The 10,681-nt window shown below is 36.2% G+C and carries 9 protein-coding genes; 5 read left to right on the top strand and 4 right to left on the bottom strand.

The window, feature by feature from the left end:
- Positions 1-571: RNA-guided endonuclease TnpB family protein (locus G601_RS0113510; RefSeq protein WP_026665684.1), on the top strand; the 571-nt coding region annotated here is incomplete at its 5' end.
- 276 nt (positions 572-847) lie between these two features.
- Complete coding sequence (locus G601_RS0113505; RefSeq protein WP_026665683.1) at positions 848-2,401, top strand: hypothetical protein; 1,554 nt, start codon at positions 848-850, stop codon at positions 2,399-2,401.
- Between the two features lie 69 nt (positions 2,402-2,470).
- Here the strand turns inward: G601_RS0113505 and G601_RS0113500 are convergent, their stop codons facing one another.
- The gene (locus tag G601_RS0113500; protein WP_026665682.1) at positions 2,471-3,310 is read right to left on the bottom strand and encodes an FRG domain-containing protein; all 840 of its coding nucleotides are present in this window, start codon (positions 3,308-3,310) and stop codon (positions 2,471-2,473) included.
- A 662-nt stretch (positions 3,311-3,972) separates the two neighbouring features.
- Here G601_RS0113500 and G601_RS0113490 point away from each other — a divergent pair.
- A complete protein-coding gene (locus G601_RS0113490; RefSeq protein ID WP_026665680.1) occupies positions 3,973-4,494 on the top strand; it encodes a hypothetical protein in 522 nt (173 codons plus the stop codon).
- Between the two features lie 35 nt (positions 4,495-4,529).
- Positions 4,530-6,311 (top strand): hypothetical protein, encoded by a 1,782-nt coding sequence (locus G601_RS0113485; protein ID WP_026665679.1) that lies wholly within the window; start codon positions 4,530-4,532, stop codon positions 6,309-6,311.
- A 168-nt stretch (positions 6,312-6,479) separates the two neighbouring features.
- On the opposite strand, the gene G601_RS0113480 is transcribed toward G601_RS0113485, so the two are convergent.
- Both G601_RS0113480 and G601_RS0113475 read right to left on the bottom strand, forming a co-directional pair.
- On the bottom strand, positions 6,480-7,643 hold the full coding sequence (locus tag G601_RS0113480) for a hypothetical protein (RefSeq protein ID WP_207638054.1): 1,164 nt from the start codon (positions 7,641-7,643) through the stop codon (positions 6,480-6,482).
- Positions 7,604-8,017, bottom strand: a complete 414-nt coding sequence (locus G601_RS0113475; RefSeq protein WP_026665677.1) for a hypothetical protein — start codon at positions 8,015-8,017, stop codon at positions 7,604-7,606. Before G601_RS0113475 ends, G601_RS0113480 begins: the two co-directional genes overlap by 40 nt.
- A 331-nt stretch (positions 8,018-8,348) precedes the next feature.
- Here G601_RS0113475 and G601_RS0113470 point away from each other — a divergent pair, with 331 nt between their 5' ends.
- A complete protein-coding gene (locus tag G601_RS0113470) occupies positions 8,349-9,164 on the top strand; it encodes a hypothetical protein (RefSeq protein WP_026665676.1) in 816 nt (271 codons plus the stop codon).
- A gap of 142 nt (positions 9,165-9,306) precedes the next feature.
- Here the strand turns inward: G601_RS0113470 and G601_RS0113465 are convergent, their stop codons facing one another.
- Entirely contained in the window at positions 9,307-10,395 is a 1,089-nt protein-coding gene (locus tag G601_RS0113465) for a hypothetical protein (protein WP_155834547.1), read from the bottom strand.
- Positions 10,396-10,681 lie beyond the last annotated feature (286 nt).

Below are 10,681 nucleotides of genomic sequence, written 5' to 3'. Positions count from 1 at the left end.
CACTTATAACAGTAAGCACAAGTCTGGATTTGTAAGCGGTAAAGCCATCAAGCAGAAACGTGCTCTCTATTCTAAGCTTCGTAAAGAACTCCAAATGTGTCAGACACCATCTTCAAGACGTAGATTAAAAGCTATCGGTCAACGAGAAAACCGTTGGATGCAGGATGTTAACCACCAGGTATCAAAGGCACTCGTTGAATCCAACCCGAAACATACGCTCTTTGTTCTTGAAGATTTGTCAGGTGTTCGTAATGCTACAGAGCGTGTCAGAACCAAAGACCGCTACGTTTCCGTATCGTGGTCTTTCTATGACCTTGAACAGAAACTTGTCTACAAAGCTAAACAGAATCAGTCTACTGTTATTAAGGTTGACCCTCGTTATACGAGTCAGTGTTGTCCTGTATGTGGTCACATTGAAAAGTCTAACCGTAACAAGAAGATACATCTGTTTACTTGTAAGAACTGTGGCTATAAATCTAACGATGACCGTATTGGAGCTATGAATCTGTACCGCATGGGAATCAACTATCTTGAAGATATTCAAGTACCTGATACAGTTACGACAGAGTAAATCTTTGTCGTAAGGGGCGGTGTCAACCGTCCCATGATGCGACCCCACGGAAGTTACACCGACAAAATGTAGGAGTTATTGCAACGAACTACAGGGGAGTCGCAAGCCACGTACCTTTAGGTGCGTGGTAGTTGACAATTAAACATTATAGCAAAGTGACAAAATTCTTGCTTGGAAGAAAAGTTGTACCCGCCGGAATCAGTCAGTATAATAGTGTTAAACAATTAAATTTTGTGTTAAGCATTAGTTTCTTGATGATGTTGTATGGAGGGTGTTATGGGGGAAAATAGTAAAAAAGTTACGAAAAGTTTTGTACTGTCATTGGGAATAACCGCAGTCATATCCATTATGATCTTGCTGATGCCTTGGTCAGGCATGAAAGTTCAGGCTGTTGATTGGACGGGGGATGTTACAACCAGCGGAACCATTAATGAATCTGTTAATATCAGGGGTAATACAACTCTTACACTTGACGGTGACCTGAATATCACAGGAGGAATAACTATCGATCCCGGTTATAAACTAACTATTAACGGTAATAGTACCCTACAAGTGGGCAGAAACGGTTTAGATAGTCAATATGTAATTTTTATTGAACAAGGCAGTACACTTGAGATAAATGGGGCGGAAGTCAAAACTATTGGAGATGCTGACGGTATAGGAAAAGTCACAGATAATAATTCCACAATTATCATAAATAGTGGCAGGCTTATTGCTCAGAGCTCAAATACCGGAGACCATACCGGCGTTAGGGTTAGCAATGTTGTAGTAAATGGCGGAAGTCTGGAATCCAATTCTTTTCAAACCGGAATAAATACCGCAAATTTAACAATCAAAGGCGGTAAGGTAGACAGTAATGCCAGGGACAAAGCAATTATGGCCGGTACCATGGCTGTAGAAAATGGCACTGTAATAGCTCAGGGCGGAAATCAGGCAATTTCTGCGGAAATCTTTTCTGCCACAGCAGACATGCAGATAGAAGCAGGGGATTCTGAAGGAACTGCTGTTATAGTGGATGCATTTGGTAACGAGAAATATGTACGAATTACAAAGAAACAAAAATTAGTCCTTAAGGATGACCAGAAGCCAACAGGCAAGGATTTACAATATAACGGACAGGCACAGTCACTTCTTAACCCTCCGAAGGATTCACTTCCTGACGGCTATACCATGAAGTACATCCTGGGTGATGAAAATGCTCCGTCACAGGGAACCTGGGATACACAAATTCCGGCAGCAACAGACCCCGGAACCTATTATGTCTGGTTCAAGGCTGAGGGCAGCTATGGCAAGCCTGACAGTGATATGGAATGCATCAGAGTAACGATAGCTGATTCTAAATCTATGGATGTCCGATCGTCAGATAAAACCGGCGGCAACAAAACCGGTGTGCGCTCCGATAAGGAAAAAGAAAAAACAAACGACACTCATTCCCATAAATTCGTATGGGAAACAAAAGAACCTACAGAGAATGAGGACGGAGAACTCAGATACGTCTGTGAAATATGCGGAGCTGTAGAGGCGCGTGTCCCTCTGACAGCCTATACTGTTTTCAGCAAAAACACTGCATCTAAAATAAGAAACGCAGGTAACGATGCCACCATACGTGTCGAAACCTCCAGATGGATTTCTTTCCACAAAATGGTAATGGAAGCTCTCTCTGAAAGGCCTGACGTTACACTGGAAGTGAGTTTTTTGGACGAGGAATACAAGGGTAATCGCCTCACGGTCACAATTCCCAATGGCACCAATGCAATGACTTTGGTTGACGAGAACGGCTTTACCGGATTCTTGTATCTTGCAAATAAATTTGGAGTAAAAAATGAATAAAGCCGGAAGGAGGCGGTCAATGACCGCCTCCTTCTTGTCAATTGTAGTATTATCTTTTTTCAAACCACCTCAGTGTTTTACATAATAATGTCTTCCAAGCCATTTTGTCAGACCATCAAGCCCGGGGTAAACAGTTCGTTCATTAATATTCATCTGATCAAGCATGTCACGAATGCGCCACTTTAAATTCTTGTCAATAATATACTTACATGTATTTGAGGTTGTTGTGTAAAGGAATTTTTCTATTCCTTCATCATCATTAAGATTTTCCATTCCGTCTGGGATAACTGAAAAATATGAATATTGATTTATGATGCGCTGATCAATTGACGGAGGCTCAAGTATTACCATAGCCGTTTTATTCATCTTAACATCATAATCTTCAAGTGATTTATATCCATTATTACCAGATAGCTCCTCCAACATATCTACGGTCATCAAATATGCGCTGTTGTCCTTAAGTGTTTTTTGATATTCTGGTGGTAGTTTCGAATTCATTTCCTTAATGTCAATCTGCCAGACTGCAGCGTCATATTCATCCATAGAATTTAAGAGTTCACCGCTTGTAGCAAAATGTAATGCGATTAGTACAGAGTACGTCCAGTCCAACAATCTTGTCGGCAATCCATGATGCTGACCTATAACCAGCTGTTTCCAAACAGAATTACGGAGAGATTCATCTTCTATAGAGGCATATTTTGTAAAATTTCTAAGTAATGATGCTTCTAGCTGCGAGCTCTTATTTGTACAATTCCTATGCAAAGTAGTCGCAAGCTTGTAATCCGAGTTAGGTAATCCCCTAAAAATATAAGTTGATCTATATCTTCCGCTACCATCATCCGGCTGTTGATTCCAAATTAAGTCATTTATCTGTTCTTTGGTTGTGATTTTTACTGTTTTAATTGACATACCTTATCCTCCACATTATTTACATTATTAATTTCCCCATATTACACATAATCGGTATTATAGCATTATGTTGACTTATGACGGTAAAAATATTCCTATTATTGCTAATATCATTCTTAAATATTCTACAATTTTGAATAATGCTAAACAGTTATGTATTCAGTATTTTATTGATAAAAAGATACTAAAGCATATGGATCACATCATAACAATGATAGTGATTTAAGATTTTGCTTATTGGAAGTATTATCATATAAAAAAAGTATCAAGAGCAATGTTTTTTATCATTCAGTTATCACTACATATCTCCTGTCCCATAACTAGATCCCCTAAATTTCTTTCCATTCCATCACTATCATGAATAATATATATATATATGTTCTGAATATAATTGTAGTCTTTCTCATTTACTATATTATCCGTGATGTCAGTATTTTTAATACAATGTAACTTTGAATCCACTAACTTCAAAGGACTCAGGCTTTTCATGCTTTGCATAATAAATATATTATATTTGCCAAAAACTTTTCCGTTCTGTCCCAATCATTGTAAAGAATTGTAAAATCACGAATAATTAAAATTATGATATAATATCTTAAACATTCAGGATGCTCTCCTGTGTCGATTTAATTGTTACAAATTTTTAACTGATGGAGACATAAATGATTCCAATAACTGATGGTAATTTTCAAAAAATAATTTGCTTTTATCTTTTTGAATGCCCTGCTCGTTCAATACGAACGGAAAACAAAAAAGCCAATGAAACAAAAACTCCAGATCAACCGCATCCAACAAAAAGAATTTACTATGGTCGCATTTCAAGAATGGGCAAAACACTAGCAGAAAGAGGCATTGAAGGCGGAGCTTTAAATACATTAAGGGCAGCAATGCTTCGTTCAGCTGGTAAAGAATTTGAACTCTTAACCGGAAATGATGTTGCTTCCTCTTCTAAAAAAGAATATATATCTTTATCTCGCAAAGATTTTATAACAGAAGGCATTTTTGCATTTATCCGAAATGCATTTGCTCACGGAGAATTCAATGTGTCAAATGGATGGTACTTTTTAGAAAACCATTCTAATGGAAAACTAAAAGGAAAAGCCGTTCTACGTGAGACCACCTTATTAAACTGGATAGAAATAGTTGATATGCCTTTAGATAAAATAAAAAAAATCGGAAGATAAAACCTGTTAGTACTTTGATTGGAGGAAAATGATTCATGAAAAACTATGATGAAATGTCAGATAATGAGATAGATGAACTCAATCGCAAAATTGATGAAGGTGCAAAAAAAGGACATACCAAGATAAAATGGATGTCAAATTATAATCTTAAGGACTTTATAAAAAATAACTACTCAAATCGCGACCACACAAATGGCATAATTTTGGAAGGAAATTTCAGCTTTTACTATTGTGAAAACTGTGGCGCTGAACTTTATTGGTGTTCTTTAGATGTAAAAACCAATTATAATTTTAAATCCAGTGAAAAAAGCAGAGAACAACAGCTAAAATCAGCTATAAAAGCCTGTGAAAGCGGGATTGGAAAATTCATAAATATTACTTGTGGACATGATGGTTGCCCCGTATGTAGTGCAAAGCGTGACCCTAAAAAGTTTGATGAGCAAGCAGGTGCTCCTCTCTATATGGGTTTTGTTGACGATTTTTCTTGCCCCTTAGATGCAAATCTAAGCGAATTTGATATGTTTATCAAAAGAACTTTTGAGACTATGCGACTTGATCGTATGGAATACACTATACCTCTCGACCAAGAAAATGCAGCAAAAGAAGTAAAGCAATGTCTTTTAGAATGCCAAAAAACAATAAACAATACTCCTGACAAGAGTCTTTCAAATAACATTAAAACCATGTGCAAAACAACTGAAGGATTATCACAGTATCTCCTGAAAGCAACAGAATTGGAAAGCAACATTTATTCTATCGAGGAAAGACTTCTAGCCCTTTATACACATTCTCAAGAAGCAAAACGTGAGGCCCGTATTTCTAAATATAGCATAGAAGAAGAACTACTATCTGAACGAAACAATATTATTGCAAAATATGATTCTGAATATTCACGAATCAAATCTGATAATTTTGGTATTAACTTATTACCGATGCCATCCATGCCATCCGCCCCCACTCCCGTTATGAGGCAAGAACCTGTTGAGCCCTTTTATGATAAACCAGGTCTATTCAACAGAAAAAAAGTGGAAGCTAGAAATACTGAAAAAAAACAGGACTACTTAAAAGAATTAGAGCAATATAACAGAGAGGTTAAGCAATACACAATTGACACCGCAGAGTATGAAAAACAACTAGCCGAGTATTCTTTAAAGCTTGAAGAAATAAAAAAGCACAATACAGAAGCTGAAAAAAACATAAACGAAGCTCGAGCATCTGAATTAGCAAACCTAAATTCCAAAAAGGAGCAGGAACTATCAGATTTAGATAACTCTACTGATGTAACTACACCTCAAATTTTGGCAGATGACTTGATAGAAGAAGAAATTGCAACTGCAAAAGAGACATATATTAAGCTATTACAGATTAAAGCAGACTTTTATTCCCCTGGCATAGTATATGTTAAATATAGAAATCTACCTGCAATATCAATGTTTTATGAATACATTTCATCCGGTAGGTGTGATTCACTAAATGGTGACAACGGTGCTTATAATCTTTATGAATCAGAACTGCGTTCAGATCTCATTCTTTCTAAACTTGATATTGTTATAGAAAAACTAGATGAATTACAGCAAACACAATATACTCTCTGTAATATAATGAATACTGCTATTAGCACATTAAATAATATTGATAAGAATCTTATCAGTGCCTGTGATTATTTAAAACAAATTGAAAGCACTGGTACCAAAGTATTACGCCAGACCACAGCGATAAAAAATAACACAGCTATCACTGCATACTATGCTGAGAAAACCGCTTTTTACTCAAAAATGGATGCGATGTTGAATCTCGCCTCATTTATTGGTCTATAAGCATTCTCTGATACCATTTTTAAATTTTCTCAAGCACACAAACTAATACACTTTAGTTAACACAAAAATATTCTTATAATACCTTGAGCTAAGAATCCCTGTGTTGCGATTTCAAAATTCCGCAGCAGCAATTTTGAAATCGCAACACAGGGCTCTATATTATTTCAATTATTCCGCCTCGCCTCTTATCTGTTCAAAATATTTCTTTTCTATGAACTCTTGCTTTGCAGCCTGAATAAACTTAGAATCTGTAGCAACCCTATAGCAAGTAACAATAAGCCCTCCTATATCCAAGCTTTTTAGAGCGCTCTCATTACCGCCCGCAAGATTTGCACCAACATATATTAAATTACTACTAGAGGCAATTACATTAGAGTATGATAATATACGTCTTGTCCTTACTTCGTATAAATCCCCACTCATCTCTTCTGGAGCAAACAACCCATGAATCATAGCTATTATTGTATTTATCAATATCGACATAGTGGCCTGTTTTGTTACAGAAGCCACATTTGACATATCCAAACCATAACTAGCCAACTTTGATGCAAGCTTTCCATCTATCATCGAAACAGCTGGTAAAGGCAAGCTATGTTTTGTATGGATATCCGACTTAAGGTGAATAATCTCTTTTACCAAGGAAGTGCCCATTATGATTTTCCCTTCCATTCCTTGATTAAGAATTTTATCACCGGATTCTTCAAATATTTTTATTGTACTTGCTTTGTTACGAAATGCATCTCTTTTATCTTGATCTGTGAAAATATGATAAGATTGGAGCTTATTTGTTGTCAGTGTAGATGTTGCAATATTACAAGTACCCACAGCCAATCCAATAACAGGGTCATGTCCCAAAGCCGTAACCCTATGTCCCATTTTTCCTCCGCCACTCAAAGCTCCATCAGCTCCTCTATTGGCATCGAAAGGCACAGGGTTGCATATTATCTCTTCGACTGATGGTTTGTAATATCTGTGCTTCCTATCAGAATGCTCCTCATTATGCCCTTTTGTCCCTTTAGCAGCTTCCTGATCATCCATTCTTTCTGGGAATTGAGTAAGGAGATACTGGCGCACGATCTGCATAGCAGTTGCAACAAAAAGAAATGCAACATCGGTAGATGTTAACTTGGTGATAGATTCGAATTCACGGTTCAAATCTTTAATAATAGTAGGAGTCTTTTCAGCTACCTCAGCCACTCGCATGGATTCATCTGCAACTTTTTCAATTTCTTCAAAATTCTCATCTACCCGGGCGCTTAATTCTCTATGCCTTTTTTCAAGCTCTTCTAGAGTCATGATTTCTCCTTTAATTTCTGAAGATTTGCTAAACATGTTTCATAGTATTGTATTTCTTTTGATAAACCAGCGCCATATGCCGCAACAGTAGTCCCAAGATCAATTAGTGCTCCAGCTGAAGCAGATGCTGTACCATTACGTTTAAGGTCTTCATTCTCCTTTTTTAATTCTTCTGCGTATTTTTTATACGCATTTACCAAATCTTCATATTCCTGTTTATTTTTTTTCCAAGTTTTCTTATGACTCATAAAATCATCATATTGTTTCTGAAATTTCTTATTAAACTCTTTTGATGCCTTTTCATACCCCTGACTAATCGATATTGTCCTCAAATTTGAAATATAAGCTGTTAGAGCTGCAGCCGTAATGGCTACCCCAATTCCTATAGCTATTGGCAATAAAGGTATCATTGCTTTCCCTCCTAATTCGCTAAAAAGTGTCCTATTTCTTTGGAATCATTATCTCACTTCCTCACTGATACGTTCATAAAAAAACAATAAACTCTGCCAGTTGCTCTGTAAGAAGCCCTGTGTCGCATTATCAGGCATACCTTACAGACCATTACACCATGCCTAAAACTGCGATACAGCAACTCTTCTAATTCTACTTATTTCCAAAATTATCAGACGGGAACTCTTATAGTCTGAAAGTTTTATCATGTCTTTACTTTCACTTATCGTATTATTAAAATTGTATCTTGCAATGTTTTTGTAATACCAATTTTAGCTTAGGAGAATTCTTATGGCCGCAAGATGCCCTCAATGTGGAAGTTTTAATACTGAGTTCAGGAGAGAATTCACAGGAAGTAATGCCACAATCAAAAGATACAACTATCATAGCAAGCATAGTTATTTTCTCGCCGCAGGCAATAAAAAAATAAACAGAATAAGAGATCATGAAACTATTGGATTCTGCAAAAATTGTGGACATACATGGACGCCCCAAGCGCCTCAACGCCCTGAATCTTCAGGTGGTAAATTTTTAAAAGCCGTAGGTCTTATTACTATATTAGGCTTTATTTTCTTAGTTTCAGTTGCTCTATCTATAAATATTGAAAATGATAAAGAGAATGCTCTGGAAAAAAAAGTTGGGACTTCTGTTACAACAACTGCTAATAATATTGGTCCAACACAAGAATTATCTCTAGATGATTTAGAATATGAAATTCATTATGATGATGAATTATGGCTAACCAAGTACACCGGTCACACTGACAAAGTATCTTTTCCTGAATATTACAACATAGACGGAAACGACAAAATGTATATACGTAGTTTTGTTGGAACATTTAAAGGTATTCCCGTAAAAAGCGTAATCATTCCTCCTCGTACAAAAAGAATTATCGGCGGTACCTTTTCAGACTCCGGTATAGAATACCTATATATTCCTAAAACAGTTGTTACATTTGATGGCTGGAGTGAATTAACAAACATAAAAAAAATATATTATGCCGGCTCAAAAAAACAATTTAAGAAGCTTTTTGCAGGAATTGATCCAGAGAATTATTTCAATGAAAACATCATTGTTTATAATGCCAAAGAATCAGATATGCCTTAAAAGAGCAAAAGCCCTGTGTCGCGTTATCAGGCATGCCTTACGGACTATTCCGCAACGACTATCCTGAAATCGCCACACAGGGCTTTAATCATCTTATGAATTATAAAAATTATATATGCAATAATATCAATCCGTACTTTACTTACTCACTTCTTTGAATAGATGTTACTATACCATTTTCAAAATAAATATATCTGTTATTATCATAAACCCACTGCTCATATGTTCCCCATTTATATTCTGTAATATTCTTAGTATTGGGTTCTCCCCAGGATGAATCAAGCACTTCATGTTTTGCCATTCCTATTTCAGGATCAGCTTTTTGTGGATTACTTTTTTCCTGTTCATTTTGTACATTCGGTTTCTCTATTGCCTTTTCTCTAGCAATATGTCCCTCATGAATCACTGAATAATCACCTTTGTATACATGCCCCGGTGTAGCCTTCATAAAGTGCATTGCCACGGAACCGTCATCAAATATAGGATATGATAACAAATCTACATCATCAAAATATGCATCTTTTACACGGAATCCCTTGAGAGATGGTTTATCATTGTCTTTTAAATAAACAAACTCAAATTTATATGAAATATCAGATGTATCAAAACTAAATTTATAAGGATTATCTTTTTCTAATGAAGTGGATGCCATGGGCGTATTTTCTTCTTCGCGATAAAAATTCAAATCCGTATTGTGAATATTTATCCTAGCATAACACACATCATATCTGTTTGAATCCAGAACCCAATCGCCTTGTATTTGACATAAATACATGTAATATTCTGATTCTAGATATTCTTTCGGTAACTTCCATAATATATTGTAACAAGACTCATACTCTTCGTTATCCCACAGTTCTATAGCGTTCGAATATGCTGTCTCATAATCATTTTCTTGTAAAGCCTTAACTGCCTTTTTATATGGATTATCTTCTTGCTTAGACTTTTCTTTTGATACTTCTGCATCGCTCTGACTTTCAGTATTATTTATGTCATCTGTCAAAAGAGTCTCCTCATTATCATCACCGTTCTTTTCTTCCTCTGAAACTATCTCATTCATATTCTCATCTGCTTCATTTGTGGTTTCAACTACAGACTCATCCATATCTCCAGCGCTATTTCTTCCACAACCTGCAGCTATTAGGCTTATCAAAACAGCCACAAACAAATATGTTGTTAGCATCGGGTGATAATCGCCAAATATCATCGGAGAAATTTGACCATTTATCATCGGATTAAAACAGCCATAATTCATCGCAAGAAAATAACCAAAAAGTCATTACTGAACTTATCTTTTGTCCTAAACTGATGTTAGCCAACGCATCAGATAGGAGGAAAATGTATAGAAAAAGCATCAGTAATGACTTACAAGAAATCTTAACACAAGCAGTGGATAAGATGAAACAGGAAATGGGGGATTCTTACAGCATAGACAAGGTCAACCTTGCTGAGTTGGAACGCAGAACTGGTATCAGCCGCTCAAAACTCAGACGTTATAAGAAGGATGGTTTTATAAT

It is taken from the genome of Butyrivibrio sp. FC2001 (genome assembly GCF_000424125.1).
In the GTDB taxonomy this organism is placed as follows: Bacteria; Bacillota; Clostridia; order Lachnospirales; family Lachnospiraceae; genus Butyrivibrio.
The sequence above is the reverse complement of the archived record's forward strand: the minus strand, read 5'-3'. Positions and strand labels throughout refer to the sequence as shown.

Excerpts from the sequence above, each read along its gene's own strand:
- G601_RS0113505 (WP_026665683.1), top strand. The coding sequence starts at position 848 with ATGGGGGAAAATAGTAAAAAAGTTACGAAAAGTTTTGTACTGTCATTG.
- G601_RS0113500 (WP_026665682.1), bottom strand. The coding sequence starts at position 3,310 with ATGTCAATTAAAACAGTAAAAATCACAACCAAAGAACAGATAAATGAC.
- G601_RS0113490 (WP_026665680.1), top strand. The coding sequence starts at position 3,973 with ATGATTCCAATAACTGATGGTAATTTTCAAAAAATAATTTGCTTTTAT.
- G601_RS0113485 (WP_026665679.1), top strand. The coding sequence starts at position 4,530 with ATGAAAAACTATGATGAAATGTCAGATAATGAGATAGATGAACTCAAT.
- G601_RS0113480 (WP_207638054.1), bottom strand. The coding sequence starts at position 7,643 with ATGTTTAGCAAATCTTCAGAAATTAAAGGAGAAATCATGACTCTAGAA.
- G601_RS0113475 (WP_026665677.1), bottom strand. The coding sequence starts at position 8,017 with ATGATACCTTTATTGCCAATAGCTATAGGAATTGGGGTAGCCATTACG.
- G601_RS0113470 (WP_026665676.1), top strand. The coding sequence starts at position 8,349 with ATGGCCGCAAGATGCCCTCAATGTGGAAGTTTTAATACTGAGTTCAGG.
- G601_RS0113465 (WP_155834547.1), bottom strand. The coding sequence starts at position 10,395 with ATGATAAATGGTCAAATTTCTCCGATGATATTTGGCGATTATCACCCG.